Consider the following 13,204-nt stretch of genomic DNA (forward strand, 5'->3'; position numbering starts at 1 on the left):
GTCCTTTCACGTTTCCGACGGTTCAGTGATGAATTCCCGAGCCACGGCGGCAGACAATTTGCGGTACTGATCTTCGTACTGCCTCGCCATTCGGCTCGCGGAAAAGCGCTCCTCGAACCGGGAGCGCACCTTCCTTCGATCCAGCTTGCCCAATTCGCCGACTGCCCTGACGGCCTGCTCCTCGTTCTCGACGATGAAGCCTGTCAATCCGTGCTCGACGACTTCAGGAACGGAGCCGGAGCGATAGGCGATTACCGGGGTTCCGCATGCCATGGCTTCGATCATGACCAGCCCAAACGGCTCCGGCCAGTCGATCGGGAACAACAGCGCAGCGGCTTCGGCAAGGAAGGGCTGTTTCTTCGCGTCATCGACTTCACCAACAAGCTGGATGTTCTTGCCGTCGATGTTGGGCTCGATGTGCTTCCTGAAGTAGGCTGTCTCGGCGCGAGGGACCTTCGCGGCGATGCGGAGGGGCATCTGGACCGCGCGTGCGATGCGAATGGCGTCCTCCGGACCCTTGTCTGCGGTGAGACGTCCGAGAAACGCCAAATAGGACCCCTGTTCGTAGGACGGGCGAAACAGGTCGGACGGCAGCCCGTGCTGGATTGTTCCGATCCATTTCGCATCCGGAAGCGGCAGGCGCTGATGATCGGAAATCGACACGAAGCATGCTTCAGGAAATTGCCTGGCTACGTCCGGTAGCCCAGGCAAGTCGAGGCGCCCGTGCATGGTCGTAAGGAACGGCACGCCGAGACGACTGAGCAACGGCAACGACAGCCAGTCGACATGCGCGTGGATCACGTCGAACTCCTTCGCACGCCTTGCAATCGCCTCCATCAGCATCGCGCTCGCGGCCGTCGGGTCCGCCCCCTTCCGCCCGAGACGCAGCGCGTGTGGCCAAACCGGATGAAGCGCACCATTCGTCCTGGAATCGCCGCTCGCAAACAGCGTGACCTCGTGGCCGAGCTCGACCAGCCCATCCACCAGCCAGGCCACTACCCGCTCGGTGCCGCCGTAAAGCTTCGGAGGGACGCTTTCGGCGAGGGGAGCAAGCTGAGCGATGCGCATGAGAGGGTACCCGTTAAACCGCCGCACGCACGATCAGAATGATCGCGGCGGACAGAAGGTTCGAAATCACGAGCAGCGTCCAATTCGGCCTGGCACTTGCGGCCGCGACCCGGCAGACGAGCCCTTCCATGAGCCTCAACATTCGTCGTCAGGAAGCCGATCGAGGCAGGCAATCCCGAATTGCGTGAGTTCTTCGGCATCGCTCCCGCGCGCTTTCCATCTCCCTTGCAGATGACGCTCAAGCAGGCAGCGACGACTATCCGCGGCATCGACATGGCCATGCCGGGCGCGGTAAACGGACCAAGCAATATCCACCGCCCTTCGTAGCGGGTCGTCGTCGACCATGTTCCAACTCCGAGATGGAGACGTTCATGCGACGGCAACTCGTTACGAGGACGGAAGTTTCCACTTTTTCCCGGAAAGTCCGAAACTGCGCGGCCGCCGCAGACAGAAGCAGGCGCCCACCTCCCCGTCGGAGAAATCAGGCGACGCGACGCACGGCCATCTCCGCGGCGAGCAACACCGCGGCGCGGGTGGCCCCGACTGATGCAATGCCTTGGCCGACGATGTCGTAGGCAGTACCGTGCGCCGGGGTGCAGATCGGGAACGGAAAGCCGCCAAGCAACGTTACGCCGCGATCAAAACCCATCAGCTTCATCGCGATCTGGCCCTGGTCGTGATACATGGTCAGCACCGCATCGAAGGCCCCACCCTTGGCGCGCAGGAACACGGTGTCGGCGGGAAACGGTCCCTCCACGACGATGCCATCGCGCTGGCCGGCTGCGACTACCGGCGCAATAACATCGATCTCCTCGCGGCCGAAATTTCCGCCGTCGCCGGCATGCGGGTTGAGACCGGCGACCGCGATGCGCGGCCGGGCGAAGCCGGCATTGCGCATGCAGGCATCAGTCAGCTTGAGCGCGCGATGGATGCGTTCGCCGGACAGTCGCGCGGCGACGTCCTTGAGCGGGATGTGGGACGTCACGCGGGCGTTCCAGAGCCGGTCCAGCACATTGAATTCGCTTGCGGGAGTTTTGAGTCCGACCACTTCCGCCGAGAACGCGATCTCGTCGTCATACTCGGCGCGAGCCAGCCGCATCGCCTGCTTGTTGAACGGCGTAAAGCAGACGGCATCGACCCGGCTGTCACGGCCGAGTTCGAGCGCGTGCTTGTAGTTGGCAAGCGCGAACCTGCCGCCGGCTAGGCTCGCAATGCCCTGCCTGATGTCGCCGGGATCGAGGTGGCCGAGATCGACGAACAGCGTCTCGCCCACCGCCTCGCGCAGATCGGCCCCCTGCTCCACCATTGTCAGCTCCGGCTTGACGCCGGCAATGCGCGCGCCTTCGTCGAAGATGCGGCGGTCGCCGATCACGACGATCCGGCTGCGGGCGCGGATGTCGTCCTGCACGACCAGCTTTGCGGTCAGCTCCGGACTGACGCCGGCAGGATCTCCCATTGCCAATGCAATGAGGGGCTTTGCGGTCATATGGTCACCTTCTCTCGAGCGGTCTCTTGGGCCGTTGTCTCGGTCGCGGCAGATGCGGGTTTGCGCCAGAGACGCGGCAGCTGCAGCACGAGCGGAAGCAGCAACAGCGCGATGCCGGCCAGGATCAGGCACGTCACCAGCTTGTTGGCGAAGAAGATTCCGAGCGATCCCTTGGACATTAGCATCGACTGCCGGAACGCGTCCTCGGCCTTGTCGCCGATGACGATCGCGAGCACGAGCGGCGCCAGCGGATAGAACAGCTTCTTGAAGAGATAGCCGACGATGCCGAAGCCGAGCATCATGACGACGTCGAGATAGGAGTTCGACACCGAATAGGCGCCGACGACGCAGATGATCACGATCAGGGGTGCGATGATCACGAAGGGAATCCGCATCAGTGCCGCGAACACGGGGACGGTCAACAGCACCAGCACGACGGCGACGATGTTGCCGACATACATCGAGGCGATCAGGCCCCAGACAAAGTCCTTCTGGTCGACGAACAGCATCGGTCCGGGATTGAGACCCCAGATCATCAGCCCGCCCATCATGACGGCCGCGGTGGCCGAACCGGGAATGCCGAGCGAGAGCATGGGCAGAAGCGCGCTGGTGCCTGCGGCATGATCGGCCGTCTCCGGCGAGATGATGCCTTCGACCTCTCCGGTGCCGAAGTATCGGCCACGGCGCGAGAAGCGTCGGGCGATGCCATAGCTCATAAAGGACGCCGCTGTCGGGCCGCCCGGCGTGATGCCCATCCAGCATCCGATGGCAGCGCTGCGCAGCAGCGCAACACTATGCCGCGGCAGGCGGCCGATCGCGCGAAACACCTCGCGCCACTCAATCTTCGACGAGACCGCGCGGGCATGAAACTCCTCTTCGACGGCCACGAGCAGCTCGCCGATACCGAACAGGCCCATCACCGCGACGACGAAGTTGACGCCCTTCACCAGCTCGTCGACGCCCATCGTCAGGCGCACGCTGCCGGATACGGTGTCGATGCCGATGGCGGCAATGGCAAAGCCGATTGCCAGCGCAACGATGGTCTTGATCGGCGCCGACCCGCCCATGCCGACGAAGCTGGCGAAGGCCAGGAAATAGACCGCAAAATATTCCGCCGGCCCGAAGGCGAGTGCGACCTGCGCCACCCATGATGCGAGGAAGGTGATCAGGATGACGCCGATCAGCGCGCCGAATGCCGCCGAGCCGAAGGCGGTGGCGAGCGCCGTGGTCGGCCGTCCGTCGCGGGCCATCGGATAGCCGTCGAAGGTGGTGGCGACCGAGGACGGCTCGCCCGGGATGTTGAACAGGATCGAGGTCACGGACCCCCCGAACAGCGCGCCCCAATACATGCTGGAGAGCAGGATGATGGCAGAGACCGGCTGCATGCCGAACGTCAGCGGCAGCAGCAGCGACACCCCGTTCGGAGCACCCAGCCCAGGCAGCACGCCGACGAGAATGCCGAGCAGCACGCCGATCACCATCAGCGCCAGATGCGGCAGCGTGATCGCGATGCTGAAGCCGTGAAGGAGTTCTCCGAGATTGTCCATCGGCCTCTCCGTCAGAAGCCGAATGCCGCGGCGAGCGCGCCGTGCGGCAAGCTCACCTGGAACATGCGCTCGAACACGACGTAGAGCGCAAGCGCTGTCGCCGACGCCATGCCAAGCGCGCGCGGCACGGATTGTTGTCTGGGGATCGCCAGCACCGCGAAGATGTACAGGGCTGAGGCGACGTACATCCCGGCCAACGGAATCGCAGCCACGAAAATCGCGGCCGGCACGAACAGGCCGGCAAGCCGGCGCAGCTCGATGGATGTGATGGCAATTGGGACGCTGGCGAGCGTCGCGGCCGGCACGACACCTCGAACCAGGTTGTAGAGGCTCCCGAGCACGATGATGATCCCGGTCAGGAACGGAAACGTCCCGGCCTCCACACCCGCGCTCGACCAGCCGATACCGTTATCGAGGCTGGAGACGACGACGGTCACACCGAAGCTGCCGGTGAGGATGGCAGTCGCAAGTTCGAGGGTGCGGCGCGATATCATCGAAGGCTCCGCTCAGTCGGCGGGCGACGGCTGGTCGTGCATAACGCGCGTACTATTCCCGGCGTTCGCTGTCGTCCCGGCGAAGGCCGGGACCCATAACCCCAGGGAGGAGTTTGACGACGACTTGACGTTACAGCCACGTCGGTACAACGACCAACCCTCCTCGAGAGATCACGCGGTATGGGTCCCGGCCCCCCCGTGCGCAATTGCGCACTAGGCCGGGACGACGGAGGAGTTTGAGGCGTACGCCGCCTCACTTGACCAACCAGCCCTGCTCGCCCGCGACCTGCTTGACGTGCTCGAGGTCCTCCTTGATGAACTTGTCGAACTCGGCGCCGGTCAGGAAGGTGTCGACCTGGGAGGTTTTCTCGATGTAGTCCTTCCAGTCCGGGGTCGCCTGCACCTTCTTCATGAGGTCGACATAGAACGCGGCCTGGTCCGGGGTGACCTTGCCGGGGAGCCACACTGTCCGCGGCTGCTCATACTGCTTGATGTCGAGGCCCTGCTCGACGCAGGTCGGAACGTCGCCCCAGCCTTCGGTCGCGGTGACCTTGGCGCCCTGCGGCAGCCGCTTCGGGCTGAAAACGCAAAGTGGCCGCTGCGTTCCACCGCGCCATTGCCCGAGGCTTTCGCTGGGATTGTTGACGTGGGAGTCGAGGTGTCCGCCGGCGAGCTGCACGGCGGTCTCGGCGCCGCTCTTGAAGGGGATGTAAGTCAGCTTGATGTGGCCGGCCTTCTCGATCATGCGGGTCAGCACCTCGTCGGTGTCCTTTGACTGCGCGCCGCCCATCTTGAATTCGCCCGATGCGGCCGCCTTCAGGTAGTCGCCCGCCGTCTTGTAGGGCGCGTCCTGCTTGACCCAGAGCAGGAACTCGTCCTGCGCCATCGCCGCGATCGCAGTGAGATCGGTGTAGTTGAAGGCGACCTTGGAGACGAGCGGCTGCTGCCAGGCATTCGACGTGCCGAAGATTACCTTGTAGGGATCGCCGGCGGATGCCTTGCCGTAGACATAGCCTTCCGCGCCGCTGCCGCCGCCCTTGTTGACGACGACGATCGGCTGCTCCACCAGCTTGTGCTTGGTGATGATGTTCTGCACGGCGCGCGCGAGATTGTCCGTGCCGCCGCCAGGCCCGGCGGTCGCCACGAACTCGATCGGCCTTTGCGGCTGCCAGGCCGAGAGCGCCGGCATCGTACCGGCGAGCACGGTTGCGGCCGCGGAGAGCAGAAGTTTTGACGTTCGACCCATGATTTCCTCCAGCTGATTTTTTGTCTCTTGTTCTTGTCGTTTTTCGACGTCCGGTCAGGCGACGCGTTCCTCGCGTCTTCCAGATGCCAGCACGATTGCGCCTTCTTTTTCGAGCGCTTCGATCTGCTTCTGGTCGAACCCATGCTCGACCAGCACCTCGCTTGTATGCTCACCGTAGACCGGGGCGCCCGTGCGGACTTTGCCTGGGGTCTCCGAAAACTTGACCGGCAAGCCGATCGTCTTCACGGGACCGAGCGTGGAATGCTCGACCTCGACGACCATCTCGCGCGCCAGCGTCTGCGGATCGCGAAGCGCCTCCAGCATGTCGTGCACGGGTCCGCACGGCACGCCCTTCTCGTCCAGTGCCGCCAGCCAGTGCGCCCGCGTGCGGGTGCGGAAGCGCTCGCTCAGGACGGCTTCGAGCTCCTTCAGATTGGCCATGCGGTCGGCGCCGTTGATGAAACGCGGATCGGCAGCGAGCTCGCTCGCGCCCAGGGCCTCCAGCATCAACAGCCAGTGCTTCTTGTTGGCGCCGCCGACCACCAGCCAGCCGTCCGAGGCCTCGAAGGCCTGATAGGGCGCGTTGAGCGGATGGGCCGAGCCCATGGCGCGCGGTGCGGTACCCGCAGCCAGCGCGATGGTCGACTGCCAGTAGGTCTGCACCAGCGCGGCCTCATAGAGCGAGGTCTCGACCCACTGCCCTTCGCCAGTCTTGAGACGGTACGTGTAGGCCGCGAGGATGCCCATGCTCGCCAGCAGGCCGGCGGTGATGTCGGACAGCGGCGGGCCGCATTTCACGGGCGGACCATCGGGACGTTCGCCGGTAAAGCTCATGATGCCGCTCATGGCCTGGGCGACCAGATCGAAGCCGCGGCGGTGCTTGTAGGGTCCGGTGCGGCCGAAGCCCGACAGCGAGCAATAGATCAGCGTTGGATGCTGCTTGTGCAGGTCTTCGTAGCCGAAGCCGAGGCGCTCCATGGCGCCCGGCGCAAAGTTCTCGACCAGCACGTCGGCGCCCGCGATCAGCCGCCGCAAGACCTGCTTGCCGCCATCGGTCTTCAGATCTAGCACGATGCCGCGCTTGTTGCGGTTCATCATCAGGAAGGAGGCCGCCTCGTCGCCGATCTTCGGCGGCACCGAATGGCGGGTGTCGTCACCGTTCGGCGACTTCTCGATCTTGATGACGTCGGCGCCCATGTCGGCCAGCATCAAGGTGCAGGTCGGCCCCGCCATGACATGGGTGAGATCGATGACCTTGAGGCCGGCGAGCGGCCCCGAACGGCGGGAGGTTGATTGCGAGCGATCGCTTTGCATCGGGGCGTCCTATCGGCCGCGCCATTGCGGCGCGCGCTTGGTGAGGAAAGCATCGAGCCCTTCGCGAAAATCCTGGCTCGTGTAGCATATCAGGATGAGGTCTTCGCCCTCGTCCGGCGTCAGCGGCCTTTGCAGGCGCGCCACTGCCTGCTTTGTCGCATTCAGCGTCAGCGGCGCGTGGCTGGCGAGCAATCGGGCAACTTCGTCCGCGCGCCTGTCGAGCGCGGCGAGATCCTCGACGACCTCGCCGAGCAGACCGACACTGGCGGCCTCCGTGGCGTCGACGAGGCGCGCCGTGAAGATCAGATCCTTGACGCGGGCAGCACCGATCAGCGCGGTGAGACGACTGATATTGGACATCGACAGGCAATTGCCGAGCGTGCGGGCAATGGGAAAGCCGATTTTCGCGCTTTGGGTACCAATGCGGAGGTCGCAGGCCGCGGCGATGCCCGCGCCGCCGCCGGTGCAGAACCCGTTGATCGCCGCGATCGTCGGCACGCGGCACTGCTCGAGCGTGGTCAGGACCCGATCGATGCGGCTCTCGTAGTCGATCGCGTCCTGCGGCGACTTGAAATCGCGGAACTGGTTGATGTCGGTGCCCGCGGCAAACGCCTTGTCGCCGGCCCCGCGCAGCACCAGCACCTTGATCGCGTGATCGTGGTTGATCTCCTCGCAGATCGCAGCGAGCCGCTCGTACATCGCGAAGGTGAAGGCGTTGCGGGCCTGCGGGCGGTTGAAGGTGATCCGCCCGATACCGTCCTGGCGCTCGAAAACGAGGTCTTCCGCCCCCACCTGCTGGTCCATTTCCTCATGTCCTTCTGCTTTTCTACATTTTTGAATGCAAAATTGTCGTTTTACAAGCTGGAACTTGCCTTAAACCGCATATATCTTTATTTTTGCATTCAAATGGACTTCAGACCCATGCTGCATGAGGACGTCGTCGGCCGCATCCGGGCCATCCTGCTCGACGGGGAAATCCCGCCGGGCGCGCGGATTCCCGAGCGCGAGTTGTGCGAACGGCTGCAGATATCGCGCACGCCGCTACGCGAGGCGCTCAAGGTGCTCGCCGCCGAAGGGCTCGTGCAGCTCCTGCCCCATCGCGGCTCGCGCGCGGCGAAACTGACCGACAAGGACATGCGCGACCTGTTCGAGGTCTGCCAGGGTCTCGAGGCGCTCGCCGGCGAGCTCGCCTGCGAACGCATCACGGACGCCGAGATCGACGCGATCGCCGCCGCGCACGCAGACATGGTGCGGCATTATCGCGAGAGCGATCTGATCCAGTACTATCGCGGCAACCGCGCCATTCACGAAGCCATTGTCGCTGCGGCCGGAAACCCGGTGCTTGCGGGGCTGTATACGTCCGTGACCGCGCGCATTCGGCGCGCGCGTTACGTCACGCCGATGACACCCGAGCGCTGGGCGGTCGCCGTGCAGGAGCACGATGCCATCTTGAACGCACTGCAGAGGCGGGACGGCGTCGGCCTCGCCCATATCCTGCGCGCGCATCTGCGCCACAAGCGCGAAGAGGTTTTGCAGGCAGGCTTTGCCGAAACGGAAGGCAGTGACCTGGTGCCGCGGATTGCGTGAGACGGCATTCGCGACGAAGAAACTTGCGGTCCCGCTACAACGCGCAGTCAAGAGACACAATCGCGACACAATCATTGACTGCATTCGGCCGTACGATCCGATCGTGCTGACGCGAGGCGATCGGCGCAGGCCGAATGTAACGCGCAAACAATTGCGCAAACATAAGACAAAAGCGGAGGAAACGCATGACAATCGATGTCTCACGTCGGTCCTTGTTGGCCCTTGGGGCCGGCCTTGGAGCCAGCGCAATGCTCGGCAGCAGCGCGATGGCGCGCGCTCCCAAGCTCGGCACCCAGACGCCCTACTGGCACCGCTTCGTTCTCGGCGATGCCGAAGTCACCGTCGTATCCGACGGACCGCTTCCGCTCGGCGATCCCTCCGGCACCTTCACCGGCGTTCCCAAGGAAGAGGTGAAGAAGATGCTGGCAGATAATTTCCTGTCGCCGGACAATGTCGTGCTCGAACAGAACTCGCCGATCGTCAACACCGGCGACAAGCTGATCCTGTTCGATACGGGCATGGGCAGCTCGAAGATGTTCGGCGCTACCACTGGGCGGCAACAGAAGAGCATGACCGAGGCCGGCATCAAGCCCGGGGACATCGATGCGGTGGTCTGTTCGCATGCCCATATCGACCACATCGGGGGCATCGTGGACGACGGCGGCAAGCCGCTGTTTCCGAACGCGCAGATCTACATCTCGCAGACCGATTTCGACTTCTGGACCGACGAAGGCAAGCTCGGCAGCGACGCCAAGGATTTCGTCGTTCACGCCCGCAAGAACCTGCTGCCGGTGCGCGACCGCATCGTGTTCTTCAAGGACGGCCAGGAATTCCTGCCAGGCGTGCAGGCGATCGCGGCGCCCGGCCATACCGTCGGCCATACCATCTTCATGGTCTCGTCCGCCGGCAAGTCCTTCGCCTTCATGGGCGACCTCTCGCACCATTCGGTGCTGCTGCTGGAGCGGCCGCGGATGGAATTCTCCTACGACACCGATCCGAAGCAGGCGGCCGAGTCACGCGTCAAACTGCTGACCATGCTCGCGGCAAACAAGGTGCCGGTGATGTCCTATCACTTCGCCTGGCCGGGCTATGGCCATGTTGCCAAGGCCGGTGAGGGATTCCACTATTATCCCGAACCGATGCAGATGACTCTGTAGATCGTCAAAGTCCGGGCAGCGCCTGCCGCCCGGACTTTTTGCTTCCCGTCTCAAAGCGCCCACTTCGCCTTGGGTATCTAAGATTCCGATTTAATCGACCAATATTATTCGTTTGTCAAAATCGTCCTCCTGCGTAGCTTACGCAGAGCGGCTATCGCCCGCGGCCGAACGGCCGCCACCAAAAATGGCGAAGCACGAGGAGGATGAAGATGACGACGACGCTCGACGCATCGGGAATGCCTGCACGCTCGCTACTGCGGTTCCTCGATCGCGAGCATACGATCGCAAGGCCGGGCTATAGTCGATGGATGGTGCCGCCCGCGGCGCTTTGCGTGCACCTCTGTATCGGGCAGGCCTACGCCTTCAGCGTCTTCAACCTGCCGATGACCAAGCTGATCGGCGTCACGCAATCGGCGCCCGGCGACTGGAAACTGACCGAGCTCGGCTGGATCTTTTCCATTGCGATGGTGTTCCTCGGACTGTCGGCCGCGGTGTTCGGACGCTGGGTCGAGGAAGGCGGCCCGCGGCGCGCGATGTTCACCGCCGGCGTCGCCTGGGCGAGCGCGTTCCTGATCTCGGCACTCGGCGTCTATCTCCACAATCTCTGGATCATCTATCTCGGCTACGGCGTCGTCGGCGGCTGTGCACTTGGCATCGGCTACATCTCGCCGGTCTCGACGCTGATGAAGTGGTTTCCTGACCGGCCAGGCATGGCGACGGGGATGGCCATCATGGGCTTTGGCGGCGGCGCACTGATCGCCTCCCCCTTCTCGGTCTGGCTGATGAGCAAGTTCGCCAGCGCGACCGACGTCGGCGTGCTCGGCGCCTTCATGACGCTCGGCTGCGTCTATTTCGTCTTCATGATGGTCGGCTCCGCAATCGTGCGCGTGCCTGCGCCGGGCTGGAAGCCGGAAGGTTACGTGCTGCCTACAACCGCGACCAAGCTGATGACCAAGAACGACGTGTTCGTCTATCAGGCGATCAAGACGCCGCAGTTCTGGCTGATCTGGATCGTGCTGTTCTGCAACACCACGGCCGGCATCGGCGTGCTCGGGCAGGCCTCGGCGATGAGCCAGGAGATGTTCCCGGGACATATCACCGCGGTGGCGGCCGCGGGTCTCGTCGGCCTGATGAGCCTGTTCAACATGGGCGGACGCTTCAGCTGGGCTTCGTTGTCCGACTTCATCGGACGCAAGAACACCTATTTCGTCTACATGGTGCTCGGCTTCGCGCTTTACGTCACGGTGCCCTATGCCGGCGCGAGCGGCAATGTCGTGCTGTTCGTGCTGTGCTTCCTGATCATCGTCAGCATGTATGGCGGCGGATTTTCCACGGTGCCGGCCTATCTGCGCGACATGTTCGGCACCCGCTATGTCGGCGCCATCCACGGCATCCTGCTCACGGCATGGTCGATGGCGGGCATCGCCGGGCCGGTGCTGATCAACTACATCCGCGAATACAACGTCACCCACGGCGTGCCGAAGGCGCAGGCCTACAACACCACCATGTACATCATGGCCGGACTGCTCGTGGTCGGCTTCCTCGCCAACCTCTGTGTCCGTGCCGTCGACAAGCGCCATCACATGAAAGACGACAACGCAGGTCTCAAGCCGGCGCGGGCTTGAGCCGCGGCGGAACAGAAGGAGCGACCATGACAACGACATCGCGAAGCGAAGCGTCATTCTCCCATTTGCTGCTGAGCTGGATCACCTATCGAGTGTCCCAGATCACGGCGATCAAGCCGTCCCATCGCGCCAGCGAGATCGCTGCCGCCGCCGCGGCGAGCAACAACCCATCGGGAGCGTGACATCATCATGCATCATGCCCAGACCGTAAAAACCACGCCGCTGCAATTGGCGCTGGCCTGGAGCTTTGCAGGCATTCCCTTGCTTGCGGGCGTCATCCAGACCCTGCTCAACGCGATGAAGCTGTTCCAGTAGGCAGGAACCCATGCGCTCGACGGACAGGCCCGCAACGCGCGTCGGCGGCGCGCGGCAAGTGATCGCCGATGAAGGCTTGACCTTCTGCATGCTTGCCGCGGTGGTTGCCGCTGCGGTTCTTGCATTCGGCTTCGATGCGACCCCGGACACCGTCGTCGCCATGCTTGCGATCGGCGCGGTGACAGCCGTTGCCGAAACCCGCTTCCACCGCCGGCGCTAGGACCGTCCGGCCGCTGCGAACCTGCTGTCAGCGGCGTTTGCGCGCGCTCCGCTCCGGCCTTTCCATCACGCGCCGCGCTTGCTCGGCGGCGAGGTCGCGCATGATCGCGATCGCGCTCTGTACATGGTCGTCCGACTGGTCGACCGAATAGACGACATAGGCCGGCATGGAGAACTTCGGCGCGCCGGCCACCAGGTGCAGGCGCCGCGCCTTCAGCAGCGGTTCGACGATACGGTGTGCGAAGTAGCCGGAGCCGCCGTTTGCCAGAACATGCTGAAGTCCGAGCCAGCCGATATTGGCGGTCAGCGCGGGCCCCGCAAAATTGGGGAAGACAGCGCTGTGGCGGGCATAGAACTCCGGTCCCCAGTCAACATAGACGTAACCTTCCTGCGGCTCGGGGGCGCCTTTGGGATTGGTCGAGACCAGCACCAGCTGCTCCTCGATCAGCAGCTCGACTTTCAGGCCGGGCCGACTTTGCGGCGTGTACATCACGCCGATGTCGATGCGGCCTTCGACCAGCCCCTGCATCAACTCGGGCTCGAGCGCGCTCTCGGCGCGGATGGAGATTTGCGGATTGGCCTCCTGCATGCGCGGCAGCCAGAGCAGCAGAAACTCCTCCCACAGCCCGATGCGGCCGCCAATCACCAACGCCCCGCTAAAGCCCTTGGGAACGCCGACATCATGCCGGGCCTGCTCGACGGTGCGCACCAGGGTCGAGGCATGACGCTGGAATTGGCGTCCCGCTGCCGTCAATGCTGCGCCGGCCTTGTTGCGCACGAACAGCGTGCAGCCGAGCAGTTCTTCGAGGCTCTGGATCCGCGTGCTGACCGTGGACTGGCTGACGTGAAGCCGCTCGGCGGCCGTAATGAAATTGCCCGTCGCGACCACCGTCAGGAATGTACGCGCAAGCTCGGTATCCAAGGGCGGCCTCACATCGACATCGTCGATATGAAAGGCGCTCTCTTGAGGGATGTCAAACCGTAGAAAGGCTGCCTAGCACCCGCGCTTGTCGGCGATTCCGCCAAAATCCTTGGCGACGATTTGCCCGTGGCCTCGAAATCGACCTTTCTTGAGCGGACCGTATTCGGTCGGCCGCGCCACGAAGGCGGTCAACCCGATCTTCTGCTCGGCGGCGATATCGCCTG

General features: G+C 63.9%; 15 protein-coding genes and 1 pseudogene. 6 read left to right on the forward strand and 10 right to left on the reverse strand.

Annotated features, from left to right (window positions below):
* Positions 1-6 precede the first annotated feature (6 nt).
* The 8 genes from ABIC03_RS00835 to ABIC03_RS00870 all read right to left on the reverse strand — a co-directional run bounded on the left by ABIC03_RS00835 (position 7) and on the right by ABIC03_RS00870 (position 7,959).
* The gene (locus ABIC03_RS00835) at positions 7-1,068 is read right to left on the reverse strand and encodes a glycosyltransferase family 4 protein (protein ID WP_354054723.1); all 1,062 of its coding nucleotides are present in this window, start codon (positions 1,066-1,068) and stop codon (positions 7-9) included.
* Between the two features lie 135 nt (positions 1,069-1,203).
* Positions 1,204-1,413: a hypothetical protein gene (locus ABIC03_RS00840; RefSeq protein ID WP_354054725.1), complete on the reverse strand. Its 210-nt coding sequence runs from the start codon at positions 1,411-1,413 to the stop codon at positions 1,204-1,206.
* 136 nt (positions 1,414-1,549) lie between these two features.
* Complete coding sequence (locus ABIC03_RS00845; protein ID WP_354054727.1) at positions 1,550-2,554, reverse strand: 4-hydroxythreonine-4-phosphate dehydrogenase PdxA; 1,005 nt, start codon at positions 2,552-2,554, stop codon at positions 1,550-1,552.
* Positions 2,551-4,101: a tripartite tricarboxylate transporter permease gene (locus tag ABIC03_RS00850; RefSeq protein ID WP_354054729.1), complete on the reverse strand. Its 1,551-nt coding sequence runs from the start codon at positions 4,099-4,101 to the stop codon at positions 2,551-2,553. The genes ABIC03_RS00845 and ABIC03_RS00850 overlap by 4 nt, the downstream gene beginning before the upstream one ends.
* A gap of 11 nt (positions 4,102-4,112) precedes the next feature.
* Positions 4,113-4,595 carry a tripartite tricarboxylate transporter TctB family protein gene (locus ABIC03_RS00855; RefSeq protein ID WP_354054731.1) on the reverse strand — a complete coding sequence of 161 codons (483 nt, stop codon included), beginning with the start codon at positions 4,593-4,595 and terminating at the stop codon, positions 4,113-4,115.
* A gap of 253 nt (positions 4,596-4,848) precedes the next feature.
* On the reverse strand, positions 4,849-5,841 hold the full coding sequence (locus tag ABIC03_RS00860) for a Bug family tripartite tricarboxylate transporter substrate binding protein (protein WP_354054733.1): 993 nt from the start codon (positions 5,839-5,841) through the stop codon (positions 4,849-4,851).
* Between the two features lie 54 nt (positions 5,842-5,895).
* Positions 5,896-7,155, reverse strand: coding sequence for a CaiB/BaiF CoA transferase family protein (locus tag ABIC03_RS00865; protein ID WP_354054735.1), 1,260 nt, complete (start codon positions 7,153-7,155; stop codon positions 5,896-5,898).
* A 9-nt stretch (positions 7,156-7,164) separates the two neighbouring features.
* Positions 7,165-7,959, reverse strand: a complete 795-nt coding sequence (locus ABIC03_RS00870; protein ID WP_354054737.1) for an enoyl-CoA hydratase/isomerase family protein — start codon at positions 7,957-7,959, stop codon at positions 7,165-7,167.
* A gap of 102 nt (positions 7,960-8,061) precedes the next feature.
* On the opposite strand from ABIC03_RS00870, the gene ABIC03_RS00875 reads away from it, so the two are divergent.
* The 6 genes from ABIC03_RS00875 (at position 8,062) to ABIC03_RS00900 (ending at position 12,059) form a co-directional block, all read left to right on the forward strand.
* Complete coding sequence (locus ABIC03_RS00875) at positions 8,062-8,742, forward strand: GntR family transcriptional regulator (RefSeq protein ID WP_354057457.1); 681 nt, start codon at positions 8,062-8,064, stop codon at positions 8,740-8,742.
* Positions 8,743-8,927: 185 nt separating this feature from the next.
* Positions 8,928-9,899 carry an MBL fold metallo-hydrolase gene (locus ABIC03_RS00880; RefSeq protein ID WP_354054739.1) on the forward strand — a complete coding sequence of 324 codons (972 nt, stop codon included), beginning with the start codon at positions 8,928-8,930 and terminating at the stop codon, positions 9,897-9,899.
* A 209-nt stretch (positions 9,900-10,108) separates the two neighbouring features.
* On the forward strand, positions 10,109-11,524 hold the full coding sequence (locus ABIC03_RS00885) for an L-lactate MFS transporter (RefSeq protein ID WP_354054741.1): 1,416 nt from the start codon (positions 10,109-10,111) through the stop codon (positions 11,522-11,524).
* A 26-nt stretch (positions 11,525-11,550) separates the two neighbouring features.
* Complete coding sequence (locus ABIC03_RS00890; RefSeq protein ID WP_354054743.1) at positions 11,551-11,706, forward strand: hypothetical protein; 156 nt, start codon at positions 11,551-11,553, stop codon at positions 11,704-11,706.
* 7 nt (positions 11,707-11,713) lie between these two features.
* Positions 11,714-11,839 carry an MFS transporter small subunit gene (locus tag ABIC03_RS00895; RefSeq protein WP_275171964.1) on the forward strand — a complete coding sequence of 42 codons (126 nt, stop codon included), beginning with the start codon at positions 11,714-11,716 and terminating at the stop codon, positions 11,837-11,839.
* Between the two features lie 10 nt (positions 11,840-11,849).
* A complete protein-coding gene (locus ABIC03_RS00900; protein ID WP_354054745.1) occupies positions 11,850-12,059 on the forward strand; it encodes a hypothetical protein in 210 nt (69 codons plus the stop codon).
* Between the two features lie 27 nt (positions 12,060-12,086).
* Here ABIC03_RS00900 and ABIC03_RS00905 read toward each other — a convergent pair whose 3' ends face one another.
* The gene (locus ABIC03_RS00905; protein ID WP_354054747.1) at positions 12,087-12,980 is read right to left on the reverse strand and encodes a LysR family transcriptional regulator; all 894 of its coding nucleotides are present in this window, start codon (positions 12,978-12,980) and stop codon (positions 12,087-12,089) included.
* Positions 12,981-13,052: 72 nt separating this feature from the next.
* A pseudogene (locus ABIC03_RS00910) lies at positions 13,053-13,202 on the reverse strand (haloacid dehalogenase type II); the annotation flags it as partial.
* Positions 13,203-13,204: the final 2 nt, after the last annotated feature.

Origin of the sequence: Bradyrhizobium sp. RT6a (genome assembly GCF_040547675.1) — a bacterium.
Classification (GTDB): Bacteria; Pseudomonadota; Alphaproteobacteria; order Rhizobiales; family Xanthobacteraceae; genus Bradyrhizobium.

Bases quoted from the DNA above. Each gene is read 5' to 3' on its own strand.
- ABIC03_RS00835 (WP_354054723.1), bottom strand. From the start codon at position 1,068: ATGCGCATCGCTCAGCTTGCTCCCCTCGCCGAAAGCGTCCCTCCGAAG.
- ABIC03_RS00880 (WP_354054739.1), top strand. From the start codon at position 8,928: ATGACAATCGATGTCTCACGTCGGTCCTTGTTGGCCCTTGGGGCCGGC.
- ABIC03_RS00850 (WP_354054729.1), bottom strand. From the start codon at position 4,101: ATGGACAATCTCGGAGAACTCCTTCACGGCTTCAGCATCGCGATCACG.
- ABIC03_RS00845 (WP_354054727.1), bottom strand. From the start codon at position 2,554: ATGACCGCAAAGCCCCTCATTGCATTGGCAATGGGAGATCCTGCCGGC.
- ABIC03_RS00885 (WP_354054741.1), top strand. From the start codon at position 10,109: ATGACGACGACGCTCGACGCATCGGGAATGCCTGCACGCTCGCTACTG.
- ABIC03_RS00895 (WP_275171964.1), top strand. From the start codon at position 11,714: ATGCATCATGCCCAGACCGTAAAAACCACGCCGCTGCAATTGGCGCTG.
- ABIC03_RS00840 (WP_354054725.1), bottom strand. From the start codon at position 1,413: ATGGTCGACGACGACCCGCTACGAAGGGCGGTGGATATTGCTTGGTCC.
- ABIC03_RS00865 (WP_354054735.1), bottom strand. From the start codon at position 7,155: ATGCAAAGCGATCGCTCGCAATCAACCTCCCGCCGTTCGGGGCCGCTC.
- ABIC03_RS00900 (WP_354054745.1), top strand. From the start codon at position 11,850: ATGCGCTCGACGGACAGGCCCGCAACGCGCGTCGGCGGCGCGCGGCAA.
- ABIC03_RS00855 (WP_354054731.1), bottom strand. From the start codon at position 4,595: ATGATATCGCGCCGCACCCTCGAACTTGCGACTGCCATCCTCACCGGC.
- ABIC03_RS00870 (WP_354054737.1), bottom strand. From the start codon at position 7,959: ATGGACCAGCAGGTGGGGGCGGAAGACCTCGTTTTCGAGCGCCAGGAC.
- ABIC03_RS00860 (WP_354054733.1), bottom strand. From the start codon at position 5,841: ATGGGTCGAACGTCAAAACTTCTGCTCTCCGCGGCCGCAACCGTGCTC.
- ABIC03_RS00890 (WP_354054743.1), top strand. From the start codon at position 11,551: ATGACAACGACATCGCGAAGCGAAGCGTCATTCTCCCATTTGCTGCTG.
- ABIC03_RS00875 (WP_354057457.1), top strand. From the start codon at position 8,062: ATGGACTTCAGACCCATGCTGCATGAGGACGTCGTCGGCCGCATCCGG.